Source organism: Nitrospiraceae bacterium (assembly GCA_019637075.1).
In the GTDB taxonomy this organism is placed as follows: domain Bacteria; phylum Nitrospirota; class Nitrospiria; order Nitrospirales; family Nitrospiraceae; genus JAHBWI01.
Window position 1 is genome coordinate 50037 of record JAHBWI010000008.1, and the last position, 23201, is coordinate 73237.

Sequence of the window (23201 nt, forward strand, 5' to 3'; positions counted from 1 at the left end):
ATGGAGCATCATGCCCCGACCGTGTCGGGCTCCAATTTGGTCTTCTTCAACGTATCCAGCATGGAGAGGAAAATCCGTCGCCCGTCTTCGTTGCCCAGGAGGGACTCAGCGCAGCGTTCCGGATGCGGCATCATCCCAAGCACATTGCCCTGCGCATTGACGATGCCGGCGATATTGTCCATTGATCCGTTGGGGTTCGCGTCCGCAGTCACTTTTCCGTCGGCATCGCAATAACGGAAGATGACCTGGGCGTTCGCCTGGATACCGGCCAATGCCACGGGATCAGCATAATAGTTGCCGTCGGCATGCGCGATGGGAATCCTCAGCACCTGTCCGGACTCACATTGGTTCGTGAAGCTGGTCGCGGCATTTTCCACCTTCACATACACGTCCTTGCAGATGAAGTTGAGCGAGGTATTTCGGAGCATGGCTCCGGGCAACAACCCGGCCTCCAGCAGAATCTGAAAGCCGTTACAAATACCGAGCACCAGGCCGCCCTTTTTAGCAAAGTCTTTGACCGCCCCCATCACCGGCGAGAATCGCGCAATGGCTCCGGTCCGCAAATAATCCCCGTAAGAAAATCCACCGGGAATGACGATGGCATCCAGCCCCGCCAGCAGGGTCTCCTTATGCCAAATCATTTCCACATACTGTCCCAGCACATCCTTAAAGATATGCTCGCAGTCATGATCGCAATTACTGCCGGGGAATACGACGACGCCTATCTTCATAATGTTCAGGGCTTACGGCGCATGACGAATGGCATATTGTTGTTGAGTGGGATCAGATCCACGCTTCCGCCATCCGCTTTAGGCTATAAGCCATGTGCTCCTATCCGAGTTCGTACCGATATTCCTCGATGATCGTATTGGCGAGCAGCTTCTCGCACATGGCCTTGACCTCGGCTTCGGCCTTGGCCTGATCCTGCTCAGCGACCTCCACTTCCATATACTTCCCGACACGCACGTTTGACGTGTGCTTGAACCCCAGCGCATCCAGCGCGTGCTCAATGGCTTTGCCTTGGGGGTCCAAAATACCCTGTTTGAGGGTCACATGGATCTTGGCCTTCACTGCTCCCTCCCTCAACCTACAGCATTCATGATCATCGGTGCTCGTCTGGGTAAACCGGCGACGGCTCGACTACCGCTTCACTTCCTGCCCTTGGTTCTTCGTCAAATTGTTCACATACTTTCGAATCCGAAAAATCACCCCGACGGTCGCCAAACCAACAAGGGACAGTAGGATGAAGGCCCAGCGCCAAGGAGATTCACGCAGATGGTACGCCATCATGGCGACGGTGGCCGCCCACATCAAAATGGCCGCCACGAGCCCATATTCCATGATGAACCGCACAACCCGACTCATCGATGCTCCTGCCCCGCAATCCTACCCGCACACTCGCTTCAACACTTCCTGGTAAGCTTCCTCGATCTTCCCCATGTCTTTCCGAAACCGATCCTTATCCATCGACTCCTTGGTCGCCTGGTCCCAGAATCGACAGGTATCCGGGGAAATTTCATCCGCCAAAATGAGTTTGTTGTGATGCACGCCAAATTCGAGCTTGAAGTCGACGAGGATCATGCGGCGGTCGCGGAAGAACGGCAGCAAGACCCCATTGATTCGATGGCCAAGGTCGCGCATTTCCCGTAACACGGCCGGCGTCGCCACGTTCAGCAACCGCAGGTGGTCGTCGTTCACCAACGGATCGCCCAGGGCATCATCCTTATAATAGAACTCGATGACGGCCGGCTCGATGGCCACGCCTTCCTTCAGGCCCAATCGCTTGGCCAGACTGCCGGCCACGACGTTGCGCACCACCACTTCGACCGGCACGATCGTGACCTTCTTGGTCAGCATTTCCCGATCGCTCACGCGTTCGAGAAAGTGCGTGGGAATGCCGGCAGCCTCCAGGAGCCGAAACAAACGCTCCGAGACCTTGTTGTTCACGACACCCTTTTCGACGATCGTTCCACGCTTCTGCGCATTGAATGCCGTCGCGTCATCCTTGAAATACTGCAGCACCTGATCGGGCCGATCAGTCGTGAAAATCTTCTTCGCCTTGCCCTCGTAAATCATCGTGCCTTTGGTCTCGACGGTCATGGTCGGTCTCCTTCCGCCCCCGGCTAGCGGGCGAACATTTCCAGAATCTCATCCAACGGTTTCACCGTACCCAGCAGCGTCGGATGTCCCACCCGCCGATTGTGCCGAAACTCATTCACTTTTTCCAACGCGAGCAGGAGGTTGTGAAAATCCTCCAGCTTGTCGGTTTCGAAATACGTAATGAAATCGAAGTCGTCCAAACCCGTCGCATGGTACAACTTCCGCTTGACGGTCATGTGATAGGGCAACGCCGCCTCAGTATGCTCCTTCATCATCGCAGCGCGCTGTTGCTGATCCAGGCCCCACCATTCGGCGTCTTTTCGTATCGGAATCACGATTGCGAAGGGCTTGGCTCCGGGATTGCTGGGCACCTTGAGATTGGCCTTCATATCGTCCGAAAAGCCCGGCACGTAGTTGGGCTTCTTCGTGAGGCCGTGAAAGAGACTCGCCGGTTTCAGATGCCGTCCGAACCTGGTGCCCTGCAGCGCCACCAAAAACTGTTGCGTGTCGGCAAGCGAGAAGGCATGCAGGCGGAACATCAGGTCTGCGTGATCGGACAGACCCCGCAGGAGGTAGGAGTCGATCAGAACCTTCTCGCTCCATCGGTCCAGCAGACCCTTTACCTCCGTCACCGCAACGACGCGGGCATCCCCACCCAACTCCCACCATTCATGGTCCATCTCAAAGGCAGCAAAGGTCCCGTAGACCCCTGGATCGGAAAGTAACCGTTCCCGGTCGGCGGCCCAAGCCGGGACGACCGCCCACAAGGCCACGAGTGAGAGGATGGCGCAGAGTCGAAACCACTTGCTCACGCTCATTGTCACCTCCGCCGTCTGCCCTTCGAGTTGGAGGAGGACCTTTTGCTGAACACCCGCCGAAAAATCTCATCCATGTGCCGCAGATAATACTTCGGGTTGAAACACGCGCGGATTTCGGCCGGCTTCAGATGTTTGGTGATGAATGGATCCTGCTCAGCCAGAACCTGCAGCGCCCCGCCCCCTTTCCACGAGGCCATCGCATTCCGCTGGACAGCCTCATACGATTCCTTCCGCTGAGCCCCCTTGTCGATCAAAGACAGAAGGAGCCGCTGCGAATACACCAATCCTCCGGTCAATTCGAGATTCCGCTTCATCCGCTCGGGGTATACGATCAGATTGTTGACCACGTCCGTGATCCGAGCCAGCATATAGTCGATCAGGATCGTGCTGTCCGGCATGATGACGCGCTCGACCGACGAGTGGCTGATGTCGCGTTCATGCCACAGCGCAACATTCTCCATCGCGGCCAGGCTGTTGGATCGAATAAGTCGCGCCAGTCCGCACAGGTTTTCCGAGGCGATCGGATTGCGCTTGTGCGGCATCGCGGACGAGCCCTTCTGTCCTTCCGAGAAATATTCCTCGGCTTCCAACACCTCAGTCCGTTGAAGGTGGCGAATCTCCGTGGCGATCTTTTCGATCGAAGCAGCCAGGAGCGCCAAGGCCGTCGCATAGGCGGCGTGGCGATCGCGCTGGACCACCTGGTTGGAAACCGGGTCTGATGTCAGGCCCAGCTGCGCACAGACAAATTCCTCGATGGCCGGGCCCTGGTGCGCGAACGTCCCCATCGCACCCGAAAGCTTGCCGACAGCAATATCACGCCGTGCTGCCTCGAGTCGGACCTTGTGGCGGCAGATTTCTTCGTACCAGATCGCCAGCTTGAACCCGAACGACACCGGTTCGCCGTGAATCCCATGCGACCGCCCCACCATCACCGTATGTCGATGCTCGAACGCGCGTTTCTTCAACACGGCAATGAGCTCGTCCAAATCCACCAAAATCAGGTCTAGCGCCTCGGTCATTTGCACGGCCAACGACGTATCGACGATATCGGAGGAGGTCAGGCCCATGTGGAGGAACCGATGCTCCGGTCCCACGGAATCCATTAAGGACTCCAGAAAGGCGATCACGTCGTGCTTGGTGATCTTTTCAATCTCGGCGATGCGGGCGACGTCGATCTTGGCTTTTTTCCTGATGCGCGCGCTGGTCCCCTTCGGCACCTGGCCGTCACGCTCGAAGGCTGCGCAGGCCTGCAACTCAACCTCCAGCCAGATTTCGTACTTGTGTTGAAGATCCCAAATGGCCGCCATCCGCGGCCTGGTATAGCGTTCAATCATTCTTTACTCGTATCTCGTGGTTCGTATCTCGCATTTCCAACCAGCGTGTGATGGGCAACTCGTTCTTTACGCTTCGCTGCTTCCACCATCCCCGGCGCCGACGACCGGCAGTTCCGGATGGGCGCGCTTTCTGGCCAACCGATCATCGGTACCGAATAACTTGTCCAGAATGCCGTTGACGAATTTGGAGGCCTCGTCGTCTCCGAAACTCTTGGCTAACTCGATCGCTTCGTTCAACGTCACCTTGGCCGGCACCTCCGGCAGATACAACAATTCGAAACAACCAAGCCGAAGGATATTGCGGTCGACAATCGGCATCCGGCTGACTTTCCAATTCGTGGCCTGCGCGCCGATCAACCGATCCAACTCCGGTTTGTGCTTCAAGACCCCGTCGACGAGTCGCTCGGCGAACGCCTTCATCTCCTCGTCCAGCGGGTAGGATTTCCAAAATTCTTGCAGCCAAAGACCGGGCTGGCCGTGGATGTCATACTGAAACAAGATCTGGATCGCGCGTTCGCGGGCTTGATGTCGTGACGCCATGGTCTCCGCCGATCAGCGCGACCGCCGTGAGGCGGACCGTGACGGACGCCGGCTGGAAACAGGCGGCGCCGGCGCTTCCCCCACCTGGTCTTTGGCTAGTTGCCGCATGAGCGTCGCCATCTCGATGGCGGTTTTAGCGGCATCGGCCCCGCGATTCATCTTCGCCGGGTCGGCGCGCTCGATCGCCTGGGCAACCGTATTGGTAGTCAGCACGCCGAACACCACCGGCACATTGGTTTCCATCGAGGCCTGTAGAATGCCGCGGCTCGCTTCCGCACTGATGAAATCGAAATGAGGCGTATCACCCCGGATCACGGCTCCGAGGCAGATCACGGCGTCGAACCGCCCGGACCGCGCCAGCTGCCGCGCGACCAATGGGATCTCGAAGGCACCGGGCACCCGAACCACCTCCAGGTCATCTTCTTTCGTCCCGGCTTTGGTCAGGGTCTTCGCACATTCGGCAAGCAGACGGCTGGTGACAAACTTATTGAATTTGCTCGCGACAATCCCAAACCGGAGACCGGTTGCGTCGTGGGAGCCTTTGCGCAGTTTCATGTGGACGGAATTCCCCGGAAGCAGAACTGAACTCTTGACGCACCAGCGTCGGAAAAGCGGATCATACCTGGTCCCGCCCCTAAATGGCTACTCGTTTTCAGGCTGACAGCTGGAGCCGATGACGGGAACCTGTAACTATGGCGGATCCGTGAATTCGGATAGTGCTGCACTCGCGCTTCGTACGTTCGCAGCTATTGAGATAGTTGCCCTGCGCGCCCCGACCGAGCACCGCGTATCCCTGCGCAATCCGATCTGATATTGAGTGCGGGTGTGCTTCCAGAGACCTATCGCGACTGCCCCTTACACCTTTTTCAGAATGTGCCCCAATTTATTCTTCTTGGTCCGTAAATACTTCACGTTGGCCTGACGCGGTTGAATCTCGATCGGCACACGCTCAACGACTTTGAGCCCATAGCCTTCAATGCCGACAATCTTCCGCGGGTTGTTCGTGATAAGCCGGATCTGATGTACCCCAAGTTGCGCCAGAATTTGCGCGCCGACGCCGTAGTCACGCAGATCGGCTTTGAACCCGAGTTTAAGATTGGCCTCAACCGTGTCGCTGCCTTGATCCTGCAGGCCGTAGGCCTTGATCTTGTTGAGCAGCCCAATGCCGCGGCCCTCCTGGTTGAGATACAACAGCACCCCGCTCCCTTCCTTCTGAATAATCCCCATCGCGCGATGCAGCTGATCGCGACAATCGCAACGCAAAGAGCCCAGGGCATCCGCCGTCAAGCACCCGGAATGGACCCGCACTAAGGTGGGCGTTTCCGGCTCGACCCGGCCCTTCACCAGCGCGATGTGCGTCGCGCCGTCGATCTCGTTCTCAAACGCCACCGCTTCAAAATCCCCGAAAGTCGTCGGCAACTCCGCGCTCGCCGCGCGCTTCACGAAGGTTTCGCGTTGCATGCGGTACTCGATCAACGCCTTGATCGTCACCATCTTCAGCTTGTGACGTCGGGCGAACTTTGTCAGCTCAGGCACCCGCGCCATGGTCCCGTCTTCGTTCATAATTTCGCAGATCACTCCGGCCGGGTAGAGACCTGCCAGCCGAGCCAAATCAACCGAGCCCTCAGTCTGCCCAGCCCGTCGCAACACCCCCCCGGTCTGCGCCTTCAGCGGAAAGATATGCCCCGGCCTCGCCAGATCGGCCGGCGTGCTCTTGGGATCGATCGCCACATGAATCGTCGTCGCCCGGTCAGCCGCGGAAATGCCGGTCGTGATGCCTCTGCGCGCATCGACCGAGACGGTAAAGGCGGTCCCAAAGGTCGCAGTGTTTTCCGCCGCTTGCGGCGGCAGCTGCAATTCTTCCACTCGCTCGGGTGTCAGGGCCAGACAAATCAAGCCGCGCGCATGCTTGGCCATGAAGTTCACCGCCTGCGGTGTGACCTTGCCGGCCGCCATCACGAGATCGCCCTCGTTCTCGCGGTCCTCGTCGTCCACAAGGATGATGAACTTTCCGCGCTTGATGTCCTTGATGGCGGATTCGATCGAGTCAAACGTCTTGGCCATAACACCTCATCACTGGAAAAGGGGCAGACACCTTCCCTTTTTTTACGCCACGTGTCAACGGGAAAAGCCCTCGACCTTGCGGGGTGCCGACGCCATGGCGAGGCCTCGTCGACCCACAAGGACGACGCTCATCGCCGCCGCGGCTGACAACAGGGCGAACAGCACCCAGCCTGGCCCATAACCACCGGTGAATTCGTGAATACCGCTGAACCACACCGGGACGAAAAACCCACCGAGACTGCCGGCCGCCCCGACTAACCCCGAGGCTAGACCGATATGCTTCGGATACCACTCGGCCACGATTTGAAACACCACTCCGTTTCCTACCCCCATAAGCCCGACCGCCAACACAAACCATGCCGTCGCCCAGTTCAATGAAAGCACTTGGCCCGCAGCCAAAAGCACAGCCGCAATCCCAAACAGCACGGCCGCCAGCATTCTGAGCCCACCCCATCGGTCCGCCAGATACCCTCCGGCCGGTCTGATGACACTGCCGAGCAAACTACAACCGGCAGTCACTGACCCGGCCAACACCAGACCCAGCCCGTAGCTTTCGTGAAAATAGAGCGGAAGGAAGCTCGCCAACCCGACGAATCCGCCGAACGTCAGTCCGTAAAGGCCGGCCAGCCAGTACACTCCACGCTGCCCTGTCATCGCAAGGAGGGCCTGCCACCAGAACTGCGCCGGTCGCTGCTGGCGCGGCTGAGGATCCTGGCGCACGAGAAGCGCGAAACATACCAACGCCACCATCACGGGAGCAGCCATGAGCCCGAAGACCCCATGCCAACCGGCAAGCCCCTCCAACCTAGGAGCCAGCGCCAGTGAAAACACGGTACCGACATTGCCTGAGGCCACCAATCCCAACACCAGCCCCTGATTGGCGGGAGGGTAGTTCCGGCTGGCGATCGGCAGGGCGACCGCGAAGCTGGCGCCTCCCATTCCCATTAGCCCACCCACCGCAAGCAACTCGAAGTAACCGGTCGCCCCGCACCAACCCCAGAACAAGGCAGCCAGTTGCAGCCCCAAGACCGCCAAGCCAGTCGGCTTGGCACCCCAGCAATCGCAGGCCCACCCGACGACGATTCGAAGGCCCGCCCCGGTCAACAACGGCAGCGCCACGAGGACACTCTGCTGCGACGGAGACAGACGGAGGTCTGCGCCGATCGCCACCACCAATGCCCCTAACAAGACCCAGACCATGAAGCTGACGGTGAGGTGCAGCCACGCTCCAATCAACGTCGGCCAGTGTCCGCTGCGCAACGCCTCCGGGATCCCGCCCAGACTCACTAAGGCAACCTCCTCGACCGGGAAAAATTCCGGTTGTTCAGCGCACTATACGAGCCGGTGTTTCAGCGGCGCAAGTGAGCGCCCGCGCGCGATCTCGCCTTTGTCCCGCCTGTGACATCTGTTATAGTCACTTTCTTGAAACGAGGCCGAACACGCACGATGACGTCCCCTAAACAGGCGCACAACCAGGATGAGGAGATCACCGACGAAGCGGCGGATGCCGAGTTGTTGGACCCGACGGACGAGGAAGTGACGGAGGAAGAGGATTCGCCGTCCCCGTCTCGCAGCAAGGACCTGACCGAACAACCGCTCGGCACCTCGCTGGTCCCGGTCACCGGGCTTCAGCAGTACCTCACCGAAGTCCGCCGTTATCCGTATTTGTCGAAGGAAGAGGAGCTCCGTCTCTTCGAGGAATACCAGCAGCGGGGTAGCCGGGATGCGGCAATGAAGCTCATCCTTGCGAATTTGCGCGTCTCCGTCGCAATCGCCGCCGAATACCTGCACACCGGCGCCGACCATATGGACTTGATTCAGGAAGGCAACGTCGGGTTGCTGCAGGCCATCAAGAAATTCGACCCGACGAAGAATGTGCGCTTTTACGCCTATGCGGCCTGGTGGGCGCGCGCCTACATCCTCCGTTACCTGTTGAATACTTACCGCCTGGTCAAGGTCGGCACCACGCAAGACCAGCGCAAGCTCTTCTACAATCTGAAAAAGGAGAAGGCCAAGCTTGAACGGGAAGGGTTCACCCCTGACACAAAGTTGCTGGCCGACCGATTGAACGTCCGCGAGCGCGACGTCATCGAGATGGATCAGCGCCTCGGAAGCTGGGAGTTATCACTCGACCAACCCATCGGTGAAGAACAAGACGGCACGCTCATGGACATCCTGCCGGCCCAGGAGCAGGGGGCCGATGAGAAGCTGGCCGACCAACAGCTGAAGAACCTCTTCCGCCGCAAGTTGGCTGAATTCATCACGACGCTCGACGAGCGGGAAGAGGATATACTGCGCAACCGCATCCTCTCTGAATCGCCTCTCACCTTAGAGGACATGGGTTCCAAGTATGGCATCACCAAGGAACGCACGCGCCAATTGGAGGCTCGCATCATCAAGCGGCTTCGGGATTACATCAAGAAAGACGTCAAAGACTTCGACCGCTTGCGCACGTAAGCGCGGGTGGTGCTGCACGACCGCAATTGCGCTCATCCTCACCCTCCCATTGCTGGCCTCAGCGGGCACGCCCCTTTCACCGATCGTTCAAGAAAACCTACGTCCCGGCGATCCCTCGTGGGTCCTCACGGATCCCGCCGACCATGAAGTCGAAGGCTACGCTTCGGCCACCAGCATCAATCTGGGCGAATCGCTCAAGCTCTACATCCACACCACGGATCCAACCGTCGGGCTGGCGATCTATCGCATGGGCTGGTATGGAGGACTCGGTGCGCGACTGGCTCAGGGCCCAATCAGTCTGCCGGGACGACAACAACCCATGCCTGTTGCCGATCCCGTCAGCGGCCTCATCGAATGCGACTGGCACGTGTCGTACATCGTTGATACCAGCTCAACTGATCGAGCCGATTGGCTGAGCGGGGTCTATCTCGTCAAACTCACCGCCCATCCGAGCGGGAAACAAAGCTACATCATATTTGTCCTTCGCGAGGACGAACGGCCCTCAGACTACCTCTTCCAGTCCAGCGTCACGACCTTCCAGGCCTACAACAATTGGGGCGGAAAATCAGGATATCCGTCGAACAGTCTCGACGAACAATGGGCACGGAAATTGTCCTTCAACCGGCCCTACGCCAGGAGCCAACACTCCGCCGGATGGCAGGGAGTCGGCGCTGGAGATTTTCTGACCTCGACCTCGATTCATCCCACCCGCACGGTCTCTACCGCTGGGTGGGAATACAACATGGTGCGGTGGCTTGAACACGAAGGGTACGACGTGACGTACAGTACCGATCTCGATACCCACCGTCGTGCAACCTTCTACCGAGGCCGCAGGGCGTGGCTATCGGTCGGCCATGATGAATATTGGACCAGCGAGATGCGCCGGCATGTGGAGGAGGCTCGCGACCATGGGGTCGGCTTGGGTTTTTTCTCAGCCAACACCTGCTACTGGCAGATCAGGCTGGAGCCCAGCCCCGTTACCGGTGAACCGGACCGCACAATGGTCGCCTACAAAGAGGTGGCGGCGACGGAAGACCCCGTTGCTTTGGACGGCGATCCGACCAACGACCATTTCGTCACGACCCAGTGGCGCGAGCAACCGCTGAACCGACCTGAACACCTGCTTTTGGGCGTCATGTTCGAAACCGTGCCGGTCGATGGTGACATTCAGATCACCAACCGCGAGCACCCAATCCTGGCCGGGGTCCCAATTCCTCCCGACGGCCGCCTTCCCGGCCTGCTTGGCTATGAAATCGATCGGACGTTCCCGCACGGACCATTTGGCCTCACAGTGTTGGCACGTTCGCCTGTGCCGCATCGGGGAGAGACCGCCTATGGAGAGATGACGCTGTATCAAGCCCCGAGCGGCGCCTGGGTCTTTGCGACGGGAACGATCCAGTGGAGCTGGGGCTTGGACGACTACAATGCGCCGACGCTCCGAACCAGTCGCCTCAGCCCAGCCGCTCAGCAGCTGACCCGTAACGTACTAGCCTGGCTCGTGGGAAGGGGGCGTTCTTCCAAGCCATAATTCCACCGAACGGCACCGGCTGCCCCATATCCAACAAGGCCGCCGCGGCCGTCGAACCTCTCGTTTGTTGCCAAGAGGCCCAAATCGATCAAGAATTCATCTTTTCAAATCAATAAGTTGCAAACAATTATCCCATTGCAATGTGGGGGAAAATAATTTTATAGTCGTCACTCTTGACTTGCCTCGGGGTGGCGCTATCTATCCTCCGAGTTTTCTGCAGGTACGCCTTGCAGTAGCACGTCGGACCTAATTCCAACGTCTCACACAATCAACAATCGGGCTTAGGGCGCTCACTACCAGAAGGAGGATACGGTATGGCTACGGAAGCAAAGGAAAAGAAGTCAGTTGCCAAGAACTTTCAGCCGCTCGGTGATCGTTTGTTCGTGACCTACACCGAGGAACTGGAACGTACGGCGGGCGGCATCTATGTGCCGGATTCCGCGAAGGAAAAGCCGCAGCGGGGTATCGTCCAGGCGGTGGGCAAGAAGGTCGAGAACATCAAGGTCGGCGACCAAGTCTTGTTCGATAAGTATTCCGGCAGCAAGCTTCGGATCGAGGACGAAGAGTGCTTGATCCTCAAGGAAGAAGACATCCTCGGCATTTTCACCAACTAATTCTCAGCCACGACGCGGTCGGAAGCCGTCCGGCCGTCACTACGACGACTAAGGGAGGAAGATATGGCCAAGCAACTTTTGTACAGTGAGGCGGCGCGCGCTGCCATCCTGAAAGGGGTGAACCAGCTGGCGGACGCCGTGAAGGCGACCCTCGGCCCCAAGGGCCGGAACGCCATTCTCGATAAGAAGTTCGGTGCCCCGACCATCACCAAGGACGGCGTCACCGTCGCGAAGGAAGTCGAACTCAAGAACCCGTACGAGAACATGGGCGCCCAGTTGGTCCGCGAAGTCGCCAGCAAGACGAGCGACACGGCGGGCGACGGCACCACCACTGCGACCGTGCTGGCGCAAGCCATCTATCGCGAAGGCGCGAAGAACATCACCGCTGGCGCGAACCCGATGGAAATCAAGCGCGGCATCGACAAGGCGGTCGAGGTAGTCGTCGCCGAGTTGAAGAAGCTCAGCAAGCCCTGCCAGACCAAGACAGAGATCTCCCAAGTCGGCACCATCTCCGCCAACAACGACAAGACCATCGGCGACCTCATCGCCGAGGCGATGGAGAAGGTCGGCAAGGATGGCGTCATCACGGTCGAAGAAGCCAAGTCGATGACCACCTCACTGGACGTCGTCGAGGGTATGCAGTTCGATCGCGGCTACATCTCCCCCTACTTCGTGACCAACGCCGAGCGGATGGAAGCCGTCATGGACGAGCCGCTCATCCTCATCAATGAAAAGAAAGTCAGCAGCATGAAGGACCTCCTCCCGGTCCTCGAGCAGGTTGCCAAGCTGGGCAAGCCGCTCATCATCATTGCGGAAGAAGTCGAAGGCGAAGCGCTCGCGACCCTCGTGGTCAACAAGCTGCGCGGCACCCTCAACGTGTCGGCGGTGAAGGCCCCGGGCTTCGGCGATCGCCGCAAGGCCATGCTGGAAGACATCGCGATCCTCACCGGCGGCCAGGTCATCTCCGAGGACCTCGGCTTGAAGCTCGAGAACGTGAAGCTGACGGACCTCGGCCGCGCCAAGCGCGTCACGATCGACAAGGATAACACCACGATCGTGGAAGGCCACGGTGATCCGAAGAAGATCGAAGGCCGCGTGAAGCAGATCAAGGCCCAGATCGATGAAACCACCTCGGACTACGATCGCGAGAAGCTGCAGGAGCGGCTGGCGAAGATCGTGGGCGGCGTGGCCGTCATCAACGTCGGCGCCGCGACCGAGACCGAAATGAAGGAAAAGAAAGCACGCGTGGAAGACGCCCTGCACGCCACCAAGGCGGCGGTTGAAGAGGGTATCGTTCCTGGCGGCGGCACGGCCTATCTCCGCTGCCTGAAGGGGTTGGACAGCATCAAGGATCTCCCCCTCGAGCAGAAGGTGGGCGTGGACATCGTCAAGCGCGCGCTCGAAGAGCCGATCCGTCAGATCGCGGCCAACGCGGGCGCCGAAGGCTCCGTGGTGGTGGGCAAGGTTCGTGAGGGTAAGGACACGAACTACGGCTACAATGCCGCGAATGACGAGTACGTCGACATGATGAAGGTCGGCATCATTGACCCGACCAAGGTGTCCCGTTGCGCGCTGCAGAACGCGGCGAGCGTCTCGGGCCTGATGTTGACCACCGAGGTGATGATCACCGAGTTGCCGGAAGAAAAGAAAGAAGCTGCCGGCGGCCATGCGGGTCATAGCCACGGCATGGAAGGCATGTACTAAGCGTTACGTTTCTTCTTCGTTGTCGAAGGCCGGACCGGCGGTGGCCCCGCCGGTCCGGTCCTTTTTTGAGTCGCTGCCCGGCGGTGGGGGGAGTGGCCTCCCCCTGCCGCCAACGCCTGCCTCAGCAGAACCGAATCGCCCCCGTCATAGAACAATGACCGGAATGCCTGATGCACCGCGGCCGTATGCCGCTTCAGGTCCATGGTAAAGGCGCCGAGGGCGTCGGCCCGTCCGAGACTCCCGTAGCCCATTCGAATCGCGCAACGTGCCACGTCGGCCTCGCTCTCCGGTAAGGCATGGGTCTGCAAGTCGTGCATCATCTGGAGTTTGTGCTCGACGTCGCGGAGAAACCAATAGGCGTCGGTGAGCTGTTGTTGCTCGTCGGCAGAAAGAAGCCGGTGGTCGTGGAACCGTTGCAGCGCCCCCACAGTCCGCCTATCGAGCAGATCGGGCAGGGCCCGGCCGATGAGCACCTGAATCGTCTGAACCAAGAATTCGATTTCCCTGATTCCGCCGGTCCCGAGCTTCACGTTCCGGTGCGTGTGCCCCCGCCCGGCCATCTTCTCGTCGATCATGTCCTTCACGGAACGGACGTCGCGGACCACGGCCAGCGCCCGGTCCTTGCTCACGGGAGCGAGTCCCGGCTCCAAGACGAAGGGCTTGACCATGCGTACAAAGGCTTCTCCCAGCTCGGTTGATCCCGCAATGGGCCAAGCCTTCAACAGGGCTAAACGCTCCCAGACTTGCCCGCGTTTTTCGTAATAGCGTCCGTAGGCCTCGAGCGCGCGAGCCAGTTGCCCCACACTGCCTTCGGCTCGGAGGCGCAGGTCGACCCGAAACACCGCCCCTTCACGCGTCTGCTCGGCCAAGGCCTTGGTCAGGTTCCTCGCCAGCAGTTCAAAATATTCCTCGTTGGAGAGGGTCCGATCCTCGTCGGACTTTCCGGCCAGGGTCCTGCGCGTCTCCCCATCGGCCGAGGAATAGATGTAGATGAGGTCCACGTCGGAGCTGTAGTTCAGCTCGTGCCCGCCGAGCTTGCCCATTCCGATCACGGAAAATTGGGTTTCGACCCATGTCCCTTCTTTAGTCTGATGCATCGGGGTTCCATAGAGCGCTTTCAAATCCCGATCCACGATTTCATACGCGGCATGGATGAGCACCGAGGCCAGGTCCGAGAGGGAATCGGTTGTCTCCCACACCGTCGCAAGCCGCAGCAGATCCCGGACACCGATCCGCAACATCTCGCGCCGGCGGACACGCCGCAACACATCCAACTTGAGTTCGGTAGTCTTCAACGATCCGAGACTCTGCCGCACGGCAGCCTCCATGCCTTCGCGGGTCGGTGCTGTCGAGAGGACCTGTTCTTCCGCCAGCCAGTAGACCAGCATGGGGTCGCGGATCAGCGCGAAGGCCAGCGAGTCGCTGTTGCCGAAAATCGTGCAGAGCAATCCCAGCATGCGCGGCGAGGCTTGTAAGTATTGAAGCAGCGCTGCCCTGTTGGCACTGCCGGTGAAGAGGCGTTCCCAATGGTTGAGAGCCTGGTCGGGATCCGCAGTACGGGCAATTTCGGCGAGCAGCATGGGAAAGATCGAGGCCAGCAGCCGACGCGTATGGGGCTCGCCCGCCATCGTCTGGATATTGACGTCGGCTTCGGCCGGCCGTTCGATGCCGTAGGGGGTCAGGATACGGGCAACCTCCGCCGCCTCCAGACCGGAGGCAATCAACAACGGAAGTGGATCCGGATAGGTACGGCTGGCGACGGCCGCCGCGCGGCGGCCCTTCACCCCTGTCGGTTTCTTAACCATTGCGCCGCATTATACTGTCGCAATTCTCCCGGTACAACGAACGCTGCTTCGGGTATACTTCGGTCCCATGCAATCCGCGCAGGCCGATCGCGAGCGGATCCTCAACCTCTTGACTCCGCTATGCCGGGACATCGACCACGAAGTCCTGCAGGACTTCGTCTCGCGAATGGACCAGGACTACTTCGCGGTCTTTTCCCCTCCTCTCATCGCCGAACATGTCGCGTTGGCCGCGTATCTCACACCCGAGCATCCCTGCGAAGTCCGCTTTGCGAAGGTCGATCGCGGACGCTGGACGATCACGATCGTCGCCTACGACTACTTTTCGGAATTCGCCACGATCTGCGGACTACTCTCAGCATTCGGGTTAAATATCGAAGAAGGGCGCATCTTCACCTCAGCGGAAAGCGAACCCTCGCGGACAGGACGATCCGGCACGCCCTATGGACTACGCCCAAGGCCGCAGGGCCGCCCCGGCCTCACTCGCAAAAAGATCGTGGATGTCTTCACCGTCAGCCCTATCGAAGGACAGACCTTCGCTGCGGGGGATCAAAAGCGGCTGAAGGACCAGCTCTCGCGCATGATCCTCCTGTTGGACGACAACCAGTTTGACGAAGCGAGACAACAGGTCAACCGTCAACTGATCGAGCAGCTCGGCAAACGTCGCAGCTCGTTCAGCGGCTTGCTGCACACCGTGCATATCACCTTCGACAATAGCCAATCGGCCACCGACACGATCATGGACATCCGGTCGGACGACACGCCGGCCTTCCTCTATGCCTTCGCCAACGCCTTGGCGATGCGCAACGTCTACATCAGCAAGGCCCAGTTCGCGATCGAGGAGGGCAAGCTGCACGACCGCTTCTACGTCCGCAACCGCTTCGGGCAGAAACTCCTCGACCCGGTCGACCAGGAACAACTCCGCCTCACCGCCGTCCTCATCAAACAATTCACCCATGCCCTGACCTGGGCGCCAGACCCGGCCAAAGCGCTGGAATCTTTCGATCAATTTCTCGACCTCGTACTGGAAGGCTCGCGGCAGACCGGGAAAAAGCAAGCCTGGGATTTCATCAAAGACAAGAAGACATTTCCGCTCTTGGCGAGACTTCTCGGCGCCAGCGACTTCCTCTGGGAAGACTTTCTCCGTCGGCAGCACGTCAACCTCCTGCCATTGTTGAAAGACTATCGCGACGCCCCGCTGATTAAGCCTCAGGCTACGCTGCGTAAAGAACTCACCCGTGCGATCGCCAAAGCCAAGACCGACGAGGCCCGCAAGGAGGCGCTCAACCACTTCAAGGACCAAGAACTGTTCCGTATCGACATGAAACACATCGTCGAGCCGGGCACGAGCCTCCCCGACTTCTCATTGGCGATTTCGGAGCTGGCCGAAGTGATCGTGGAACGCAGCCTAATCGACTGCCAGGCCAAGCTGAACAAGCTCTATGGCGCTCCGCGCCTGCCCAACAAGAAACCCTGCCCCTTCGCCATCCTCGGCGCGGGCAAATTCGGCGGACGTGAGTTGGGTTACGCCTCCGACATCGAAGTGCTCTTCGTCTACGGCGGCCCAGGCCGCACCAGCGGCAAACAGGCCATCGAGAACAGTGAGTACTTCGAGCGGCTGGCACAGGAGCTGTTGCAGTGGATCGAGGCCAAGCAAGAAGGCATCTTTCATATCGACGTGCGGCTCAGACCCCACGGCGGCAAGGGATCGCTCGCCAACGCGTTCGAGGAGGTCTGTAGGTATTACAGCACCGAGGGTCTCGCCGCGCCGTTCGAACGGCAGGCGCTCATTAAGCTCCGCCACATCGCGGGGGACGAGTCACTCGGGAAAAAGGTTGAAGCTCATCGGGACAGCTTTGTCTACAGCGGCGCTCCTTGGGACTTGAAGGTGGCGCTCGACCTGCGGCGGCAGCAGGTCAAGCAGCTCGTCGAGCCGGGGCAGATCAATCTCAAGCACAGCCACGGCGGGATCGTCACGCTGGAATATGCAATCCAGTATCTCCAAGTCATGCACGGCCACCGCGTCCCAAGCCTCCGCACACCGAACACGCTTCGCGCCCTCGGCGCCCTCATCGACGCCAGCCTGATCCCCCGCGCCACCGGCGAGAGCCTCCGCAAATCCTACCTCTTCATCCGCATGCTCATCGATGGCCTGCGCATGGTGCGGGGCAACACGAAGGACCTCGTGCTCCCCCCACCCGAGTCCGACGAGTTCATTTTCCTCGCCCGCCGTATCGGCTACCAAACAGAAGACTGGCAAACCGGAGCCAAGCACCTGCTGTCGGATATCGAGCAGCATATGAAACAGAACCGGGAGTTCTTCGAGAAGATGTTTGGGAAGGTGTGAGGGAAGGTAAGAAGATGGAGGAGGACAGGTCTTCGCAGCTCCGGCGATGGCTCAAGCGTGCAGGGCCTCCTGGCCTCTGGGCTGTGCAACTCGTTCCATTTCTGGATTCTATCCGAATGGAACTTCGAACAGTGCTCGCCCTCGCCTTCGGCGACCATGGCCACAAGGCCCTGCGAGCCATCGCAAGTCGCCGCGCTGATCTGTTCTCCTCCAACTCAGAGGTATGAAACGGTGTCAGGTACTGAACGCTTGTCGTGTGTGGAAACCCTATCAAGAACGGTTTCGTTGAGAGCGCGTGAGATGCTCGAGAAGAAACACCCGACGGTAACACCCCTCGCCATGTTGTCAGGATGCAGACCGTGATGACACGCGATCTCGGGTTCCTTGTCGCTGCTCTTGTTTTGACTGCGAGCAGTGTCGCATCAAGTGAGCCGGAACGAATCTCGATTCAGCGGTTGCTGTCTCCCCAAGGGATTTCATACGAAAGTCATCTGGTGACCCTGCAGGGCAGGGCAAGTGGCATTCACATAACCCCGCCGTTCTCGTTCCAGAAGTGTCCAGTGCTGTACGGGCGAGCAGCTTTTACACTGCAGGACGATACAGGCGCTCTCACTGTCCACGTACTGGGAAGTTGTTTCCGGCCCGGCGCGGTTGAGGCCCTTCCCAAGGATGGGGAACACGTGCGAGTGACCGCGATAGTTCATGTGTTGAGTGCAGACCCGCCGATCCAAGTTCGAGTACAGGCCATCGCGATCGAGATTCTTGATTCAAATCGAACGCCGTGACACGAGAAATAGCCGAGGCTAGTAGATCGCCTCAGGAACAATCTACCAGATATCGCTATCCACTAACCTACCCTTCCAGACCAAACTGAACAGTCGTGCGCTTTCTCTTCTTAGATGGCCCCCCGCTCGTTTCCTTCATATAATCACCCTGTCAGCCGAAACTCTCCTCACCCTCGAGAGGTCACCATGAAGCTCCCGCGCAAGCAAGCTGCAGTGATCCGCGAAGCCCTCGCCGCATGGAAACGCGAAGGGTTGATTGCCGAGGCACAGGCCGCCACCTTAGCGGGAACCATCGAAGTGCAATACTTCGATTGGCGCAGGTTGGCGAAGTACTCCTTTTGGATCGCGCTGTTCTCGATCGTTGCCTCCGTCAGCGCGGCCTTGTCCGATCGCGCGCTGGTGGCACTTCTCGAAACGCTCTTCGAAACCCCTCCGCTCGCGCGCTGTATCATGCTGTCTGTCGGCGCGGCAAGCTTGTATCGATGGGGCCTTCACCGACGCACGCAAGCGCCGGACGAGGTCTATCGCAACGAAGCCATCATGTTCCTCGGTGTGCTGGCCACCGCAGGCGCCGTGTCGCAGCTGGGCCTCGCCTTGGATACGGGTTCCAGGCACATTTCCCTTCTACTGCTGCTCTCGTTTGTCGTATATGCGGCGCTGGGAGTGCTGCTCCAATCGAACCTTATTTGGATCTTTGCGCTGGCTTCCCTGGGAAGTTGGATGGGAACCGAGACGGGCTACATGTCTGGTTGGGGAGCCTATTATCTTGGCATGAACTATCCGCTCCGGTTCGTCTTATTTGGCACGCTGCTCACCGGATCCGCATTGGCCTGGGAGAAGCATCCAATCGGTACGCACCTTCATCGAAGCACGCTGGCGATGGGGTTGCTCTACCTGTTCATTGCCCTATGGATCATGTCGATCTTCGGCAACTACGGCGACATGCGTGCGTGGGAGCGAGTCAGGCAGATCGAATTGTTCCATTGGTCGATTCTCTTCGCCGCCGTCGCAGGCTGGGCGATCTATCATGGGCTGCGTCACGACGATGACATGACAAAAGGATTCGGGCTGACGTTTCTGGGGATCAACCTGTACACGCGCTTCTTCGAGCTCTTTTGGAACGGCCTGCACAAGGCGCTGTTCTTTGGCCTCTTGGGGGTGAGCTTTTGGTACATCGGCAGCAAAGCCGAGACGATCTGGAACCTGGGCAAACGTGAGCTAGTGCAGATGCCAAAACCAGAGACTCAGGCCTAACCCACTGGACCCAGCCGTAGGAGGCAGAAGTCAATGGCCAGTGGAGATTCATCAGGACCTGTGCTTCCGAACGCCCCCAACCGCACAGCGAACGCCGGCCTAGGGCTAACGATCGGCAGGACGCAGGCACGACGGTGGCTGCTGACGCGTGACTTCGGCCTCATCTGGTGGAGCCAGGTGTTGTCGCAGGTCGCAGACGGAGTGAGCAAGCTGGCGCTGCTCTGGTTCGTCTATGCGATCACCGGATCCCCGCTCAAGACCACGATGATCGGTCTGCTCCAGACCCTCCCACCCATCGTGTTCGGCCCATTTATCGGCGTGCTGGTAGATCGGCTTCCCAAGAAAGCCATCTTGATCGTGAGCGATGTTACCAGAGGAGTGTTGATCGGTGTTGTCCCCTGCATGGTCGCAGTCCCTCACTTCACAGTAGGCTCACTCTATATGCTGGTCTTTCTCTATGGCATCGCGACGGCCGTTTTCGTGCCGACATTGTCCTCAGCCGTGCCCTTCATGGTGCCGCGCAGGCAATTCACAGCGGCCAATGCACTACTCCAAAGTACAACCAGCCTTGGGATCATGATTGGTCCTGCCCTGAGCGGACTCGGCATCGCGCTTACCGGTTCTCAGGAAGTCCTCTGCTGGAATGCCGTCACCTACCTGGCCTCTGCCGCCTGCCTCACTCCCATTCGGTTAAGGGAGCAGGGAGCGCCGGCGCATCGGACTGAATCTGGTTCTACCGTCCTTCGCCACATGGTGGACGGTATGCGCTACGCGTTCTTCACACACCGGCAATTATTGGTCCTGATCATCATGGCCTCCGTCTACACCTTCGGCACCGGCGCGTTCACCACCCTTTTCCCGGTATTCGGTTCCACCATGCTGGGACTCGGCCCCGTCGAGGTCGGCTATCTGTGGTCTTGGTTGGGTGTCGGTTTCTTCCTGACATCCATCGGGCTCATCCGATTGAGCGAATGGCCTATGGACAAGCGAGTCCTAACCATCGCCGCCGCCTGCCTGCTGGGTGGAGCGTCGGTCTGCGCGCTCACTTGGGTCACCGACGTAAAGGCCGCCGCACTACTCATCACCTGCATTGGAATCGGATTCGGAGCCTGGACGCCGATGGCCTGGGGAATGATCCAAGAAATGGCGCCGGCAAACATGCTCGGGCGAGTCATGTCCGCCTATACGGCGGTCGCCACTGCTACCTCATTGGCTGGAATGAGCTTCTTCGGCTGGGTGACGGAAGCGTTCGGCTCCGCCATCAGCGTCGTGGGAATCGGTCTGATCCTGTGCTGTCTCGCGCTCTTGAGCCGATGGTTCAGCCGGCACGTCCATGAGCTTCGACCCGCCTCGGCAATCAGAAACTCGAATTGACGTTGGATTGAAGTTGGTAGCAGAGTTTCGATTCCGTTCCGTCAATCCGCTCAGGCGGCACGCAACAAGCGTGAGTCTCCTCGAACGGAGTAGTCGGGCCGTCACAACTCCCCAGTTGCCTCCCATAGCGACGTTCTGCCACTGCCATGTCCCTCCCCTCGCCTGGCATAACAATCTGTGAATCGCCGCACATGAATGGATGCATTGTTGTGAGGATAGTCATCGGTCGCAAAACCAGCACCGCCCCTGCGAATACATGCATTTAAACTTGTTGACGCATTCCTGCGCTTGGAGCACGCTACCGCTCACTCAGCTGTGACGCTCCTGAGCCACCAGCCTTTTGCGCGGAGGCCATTCATGAAACAAGCGGTGGTGTTGATCCATGGAATCGGTGAACAGCAACCGATGGAGACGCTACGGCGTTTCGTCTCCTCCGTGCTCCCGCCATCAGAGGACGGACAAGAGGCCTACTTCAGCAAGCCCGATCGGATGTCGGAGTTGTTCGAACTGCGTCGTCTGAAAAGCCGAGGGCGGACGAAGACCGACTTTTACGAGTATTACTGGGCCTACAATGTCGAAGGCACAAAGTTCTCCCACCTCGCGGGGTGGTTCTTTGGTCTGCTGTTCCGACGTTGGTCGAACATTCCTCCTGGGCTCAAGAGCCTATGGGGCCTCTCTTGGTGCACGATGGCTGCACTGGCTGCGGGGGTCGCGATGGGATATGTCGCCCTCATCGGAAAGTGGTTCGAAGCCCAGCTACGCTATGGACCCGTCGGGCTTGTCCTCGCACTCTTGCTCTTCGGCCTGCAAGGCTTTCTGCTCTATTATGTAGGTGACGCCGCACGATACCTGAGCCCGAACCCGCGCAACATCGCCCTCCGGCAAAAGATTCGTGCGGAAGGGGTCCAGTTACTGAGGCACCTGCATGATTCACGGGAGTACGACCGTATTGTCGTTGTCGGGCATAGTTTGGGGAGCGTGATCGGCTACGACCTGATTGCGAGACTTTGGCTGGAATACAACACGGTCTACGACTTCAAAACCAATGCGACCCTCCTTGCTGCCTATCTCAGCGAGGGGAAGGCCCCCCAACCCATCATCGGACATCGGCTCCATGAGACTGGACAGCTCCTCTCGTCCGACCATAGCGACGAGGCCCTTCAAGCATTCCAACGTGCACAGACGGAGGGGTGGAAAGAACAGCAGCGATGGGGCAACCCCTGGCGCGTCTCCGACTTCATCACGATCGGCAGCCCACTTGCCCATGCCATGCTCCTACTGGCCAGTGACGGCGACGATTTTAAGGCCCGTCAAGCGCAACGGGAACTGCCGACCTGCCCGCCGGTCACGGATAAGAAGGGCTATGGGTATGTCGACGAACAGCCGCTCGTTGTCGGAAACGGACGACGGTTCTCGCCCCACATTCTCCATCACGGCGCCGCGTTCGCGGTGACCAGATGGACCAACCTCTATTGCCCTGCCCGCCTCGGTCTGTTCGGCGATATCATCGGCGGCCCTTTGAAGAAGGTATTCGGCGCCGGCATCAGGGACATTGCGGTCACGGTACGGGGATGGCGGCGGTGGACACTTCTGGCTCACACGGCCTACTGGTCACGCAATGCGGCAGGCACTGGGGCAAGCGAACCGGAGAGCAAGCCACAGTGGGCCCTGACTGCGCTGAAGGACGCGTTAGGGCTCGAGGACTTAAGACAGTTCCGCATCGGCGGCCCCCCTGCCGAGAAGAAGGCCCCTGCCGTCGGCGATCAGCGCCTCCAGGAACAGCCGCCCCTCACTACGCAGGGTACCTCGACCTGACCGCAATCAGGACAGTCGGGCATACGCGCGCTTTTTCATAGCGCCCACTTGACCCTAGTATCACCCACAGCCGCCGACTCCCAACAGTCGCACCCCGGTGGCCGCCCCCCCCACCATGGCCGCTCCCATCGCGTGATTTCGCGATGGTTCCCGCCGCGGCTCACCCAACTCGCGAACCCATATTTACCCCTAAGTTCCACAACCAAATGCCTCTATACAGTCGCCGGCCGCTCTGCTAGAGTCAGCACCCATGGCCGCTTTGCTGGTGATCGATGACGAGCCTGGTGTCCTGGAATTTCTCGCCCTGGTCCTACGCCAAGCCGGACATACCGTTGTCACCGCCGACAACGGTCGCGAAGCATTCCGCATACTCCATCAGTCACCGGTTGACCTGGTGCTCACCGACATCTACATGCCCGAACAGGACGGGATCGAACTGGTGCAACGTGTCCGTTCGCAGTTCCCCGAAATCAAGCTCATTGCGATATCCGGTGGCGTAGGCGGAGAATCGCTCCTGGAGGCGGCTGGACGCCTTGGCGCCGACGCAGCGTTGAGCAAACCCGTGACGTCGAATGACCTCATCAAGACGGTGGCTCAGGTCCTGCAGTGTCCCCTCCCATCTGCATAACAAGACGCCCCCAGCAGGAGCCCGGTCATCCTGCTAC

The 23201-nt window shown here is 59.4% G+C and carries 20 protein-coding genes; 9 read left to right on the forward strand and 11 right to left on the reverse strand.

What is annotated here, in order from left to right; genetic code table 11:
• Nucleotides 1–8: 8 nt before the first annotated feature.
• From purQ to KF814_17360, 10 genes are all read right to left on the reverse strand, one after another.
• A complete protein-coding gene (gene purQ / locus KF814_17315) occupies nucleotides 9–731 on the reverse strand; it encodes a phosphoribosylformylglycinamidine synthase subunit PurQ (protein MBX3237906.1) in 723 nt (240 codons plus the stop codon).
• A 100-nt stretch (nucleotides 732–831) separates the two neighbouring features.
• On the reverse strand, nucleotides 832–1071 hold the full coding sequence (gene purS / locus KF814_17320) for a phosphoribosylformylglycinamidine synthase subunit PurS (GenBank protein ID MBX3237907.1): 240 nt from the start codon (nucleotides 1069–1071) through the stop codon (nucleotides 832–834).
• A 69-nt stretch (nucleotides 1072–1140) separates the two neighbouring features.
• The gene (locus KF814_17325) at nucleotides 1141–1365 is read right to left on the reverse strand and encodes a hypothetical protein (GenBank protein MBX3237908.1); all 225 of its coding nucleotides are present in this window, start codon (nucleotides 1363–1365) and stop codon (nucleotides 1141–1143) included.
• A gap of 21 nt (nucleotides 1366–1386) precedes the next feature.
• Nucleotides 1387–2100 carry a phosphoribosylaminoimidazolesuccinocarboxamide synthase gene (locus KF814_17330; protein MBX3237909.1) on the reverse strand — a complete coding sequence of 238 codons (714 nt, stop codon included), beginning with the start codon at nucleotides 2098–2100 and terminating at the stop codon, nucleotides 1387–1389.
• A 23-nt stretch (nucleotides 2101–2123) separates the two neighbouring features.
• Nucleotides 2124–2918, reverse strand: coding sequence for a chlorite dismutase family protein (locus tag KF814_17335; GenBank protein MBX3237910.1), 795 nt, complete (start codon nucleotides 2916–2918; stop codon nucleotides 2124–2126).
• Between the two features lie 2 nt (nucleotides 2919–2920).
• The gene (locus KF814_17340; GenBank protein ID MBX3237911.1) at nucleotides 2921–4252 is read right to left on the reverse strand and encodes an adenylosuccinate lyase; all 1332 of its coding nucleotides are present in this window, start codon (nucleotides 4250–4252) and stop codon (nucleotides 2921–2923) included.
• Nucleotides 4253–4318: 66 nt separating this feature from the next.
• Nucleotides 4319–4792 (reverse strand): transcription antitermination factor NusB, encoded by a 474-nt coding sequence (nusB, locus tag KF814_17345; GenBank protein ID MBX3237912.1) that lies wholly within the window; start codon nucleotides 4790–4792, stop codon nucleotides 4319–4321.
• 12 nt (nucleotides 4793–4804) lie between these two features.
• Nucleotides 4805–5347 carry a 6,7-dimethyl-8-ribityllumazine synthase gene (locus KF814_17350; GenBank protein ID MBX3237913.1) on the reverse strand — a complete coding sequence of 181 codons (543 nt, stop codon included), beginning with the start codon at nucleotides 5345–5347 and terminating at the stop codon, nucleotides 4805–4807.
• Between the two features lie 300 nt (nucleotides 5348–5647).
• Nucleotides 5648–6856, reverse strand: a complete 1209-nt coding sequence (locus KF814_17355) for a bifunctional 3,4-dihydroxy-2-butanone-4-phosphate synthase/GTP cyclohydrolase II (GenBank protein ID MBX3237914.1) — start codon at nucleotides 6854–6856, stop codon at nucleotides 5648–5650.
• A 54-nt stretch (nucleotides 6857–6910) separates the two neighbouring features.
• Nucleotides 6911–8143 carry a NarK/NasA family nitrate transporter gene (locus KF814_17360; protein MBX3237915.1) on the reverse strand — a complete coding sequence of 411 codons (1233 nt, stop codon included), beginning with the start codon at nucleotides 8141–8143 and terminating at the stop codon, nucleotides 6911–6913.
• Between the two features lie 159 nt (nucleotides 8144–8302).
• Here KF814_17360 and KF814_17365 point away from each other — a divergent pair, with 159 nt between their 5' ends.
• The 4 genes from KF814_17365 to groL all read left to right on the forward strand — a co-directional run bounded on the left by KF814_17365 (nucleotide 8303) and on the right by groL (nucleotide 13159).
• Complete coding sequence (locus tag KF814_17365) at nucleotides 8303–9313, forward strand: RNA polymerase factor sigma-32 (protein MBX3237916.1); 1011 nt, start codon at nucleotides 8303–8305, stop codon at nucleotides 9311–9313.
• A gap of 49 nt (nucleotides 9314–9362) precedes the next feature.
• Nucleotides 9363–10841, forward strand: a complete 1479-nt coding sequence (locus KF814_17370) for a hypothetical protein (GenBank protein MBX3237917.1) — start codon at nucleotides 9363–9365, stop codon at nucleotides 10839–10841.
• 314 nt (nucleotides 10842–11155) lie between these two features.
• Nucleotides 11156–11455, forward strand: coding sequence for a co-chaperone GroES (locus tag KF814_17375; protein MBX3237918.1), 300 nt, complete (start codon nucleotides 11156–11158; stop codon nucleotides 11453–11455).
• Nucleotides 11456–11518: 63 nt separating this feature from the next.
• Nucleotides 11519–13159, forward strand: coding sequence for a chaperonin GroEL (groL, locus tag KF814_17380; protein MBX3237919.1), 1641 nt, complete (start codon nucleotides 11519–11521; stop codon nucleotides 13157–13159).
• Here the strand turns inward: groL and KF814_17385 are convergent.
• Nucleotides 13156–14964 carry a hypothetical protein gene (locus KF814_17385; protein ID MBX3237920.1) on the reverse strand — a complete coding sequence of 603 codons (1809 nt, stop codon included), beginning with the start codon at nucleotides 14962–14964 and terminating at the stop codon, nucleotides 13156–13158. The two genes, groL and KF814_17385, sit on opposite strands and share 4 nt — an antisense overlap.
• 67 nt (nucleotides 14965–15031) lie before the next feature.
• On the opposite strand from KF814_17385, the gene KF814_17390 reads away from it, so the two are divergent.
• From KF814_17390 to KF814_17410, 5 genes are all read left to right on the forward strand, one after another.
• Nucleotides 15032–17308 (forward strand): hypothetical protein, encoded by a 2277-nt coding sequence (locus KF814_17390; protein ID MBX3237921.1) that lies wholly within the window; start codon nucleotides 15032–15034, stop codon nucleotides 17306–17308.
• Between the two features lie 971 nt (nucleotides 17309–18279).
• Nucleotides 18280–19347, forward strand: coding sequence for a hypothetical protein (locus KF814_17395; protein ID MBX3237922.1), 1068 nt, complete (start codon nucleotides 18280–18282; stop codon nucleotides 19345–19347).
• Nucleotides 19348–19380: 33 nt separating this feature from the next.
• Nucleotides 19381–20721 carry an MFS transporter gene (locus KF814_17400; protein MBX3237923.1) on the forward strand — a complete coding sequence of 447 codons (1341 nt, stop codon included), beginning with the start codon at nucleotides 19381–19383 and terminating at the stop codon, nucleotides 20719–20721.
• 357 nt (nucleotides 20722–21078) lie between these two features.
• Entirely contained in the window at nucleotides 21079–22536 is a 1458-nt protein-coding gene (locus KF814_17405; protein MBX3237924.1) for a hypothetical protein, read from the forward strand.
• Between the two features lie 250 nt (nucleotides 22537–22786).
• Nucleotides 22787–23164: a response regulator gene (locus tag KF814_17410; protein MBX3237925.1), complete on the forward strand. Its 378-nt coding sequence runs from the start codon at nucleotides 22787–22789 to the stop codon at nucleotides 23162–23164.
• Nucleotides 23165–23201: the final 37 nt, after the last annotated feature.

Coding starts and splice junctions, on each gene's coding strand:
- purQ (MBX3237906.1), bottom strand. CDS start 731: ATGAAGATAGGCGTCGTCGTATTCCCCGGCAGTAATTGCGATCATGAC.
- KF814_17325 (MBX3237908.1), bottom strand. CDS start 1,365: ATGAGTCGGGTTGTGCGGTTCATCATGGAATATGGGCTCGTGGCGGCC.
- KF814_17330 (MBX3237909.1), bottom strand. CDS start 2,100: ATGACCGTCGAGACCAAAGGCACGATGATTTACGAGGGCAAGGCGAAG.
- KF814_17335 (MBX3237910.1), bottom strand. CDS start 2,918: ATGAGCGTGAGCAAGTGGTTTCGACTCTGCGCCATCCTCTCACTCGTG.
- KF814_17340 (MBX3237911.1), bottom strand. CDS start 4,252: ATGATTGAACGCTATACCAGGCCGCGGATGGCGGCCATTTGGGATCTT.
- nusB (MBX3237912.1), bottom strand. CDS start 4,792: ATGGCGTCACGACATCAAGCCCGCGAACGCGCGATCCAGATCTTGTTT.
- KF814_17350 (MBX3237913.1), bottom strand. CDS start 5,347: ATGAAACTGCGCAAAGGCTCCCACGACGCAACCGGTCTCCGGTTTGGG.
- KF814_17355 (MBX3237914.1), bottom strand. CDS start 6,856: ATGGCCAAGACGTTTGACTCGATCGAATCCGCCATCAAGGACATCAAG.
- KF814_17365 (MBX3237916.1), top strand. CDS start 8,303: ATGACGTCCCCTAAACAGGCGCACAACCAGGATGAGGAGATCACCGAC.
- KF814_17375 (MBX3237918.1), top strand. CDS start 11,156: ATGGCTACGGAAGCAAAGGAAAAGAAGTCAGTTGCCAAGAACTTTCAG.
- groL (MBX3237919.1), top strand. CDS start 11,519: ATGGCCAAGCAACTTTTGTACAGTGAGGCGGCGCGCGCTGCCATCCTG.
- KF814_17385 (MBX3237920.1), bottom strand. CDS start 14,964: ATGGTTAAGAAACCGACAGGGGTGAAGGGCCGCCGCGCGGCGGCCGTC.
- KF814_17390 (MBX3237921.1), top strand. CDS start 15,032: ATGCAATCCGCGCAGGCCGATCGCGAGCGGATCCTCAACCTCTTGACT.
- KF814_17395 (MBX3237922.1), top strand. CDS start 18,280: ATGAAGCTCCCGCGCAAGCAAGCTGCAGTGATCCGCGAAGCCCTCGCC.
- KF814_17400 (MBX3237923.1), top strand. CDS start 19,381: ATGGCCAGTGGAGATTCATCAGGACCTGTGCTTCCGAACGCCCCCAAC.
- KF814_17405 (MBX3237924.1), top strand. CDS start 21,079: ATGAAACAAGCGGTGGTGTTGATCCATGGAATCGGTGAACAGCAACCG.
- KF814_17410 (MBX3237925.1), top strand. CDS start 22,787: ATGGCCGCTTTGCTGGTGATCGATGACGAGCCTGGTGTCCTGGAATTT.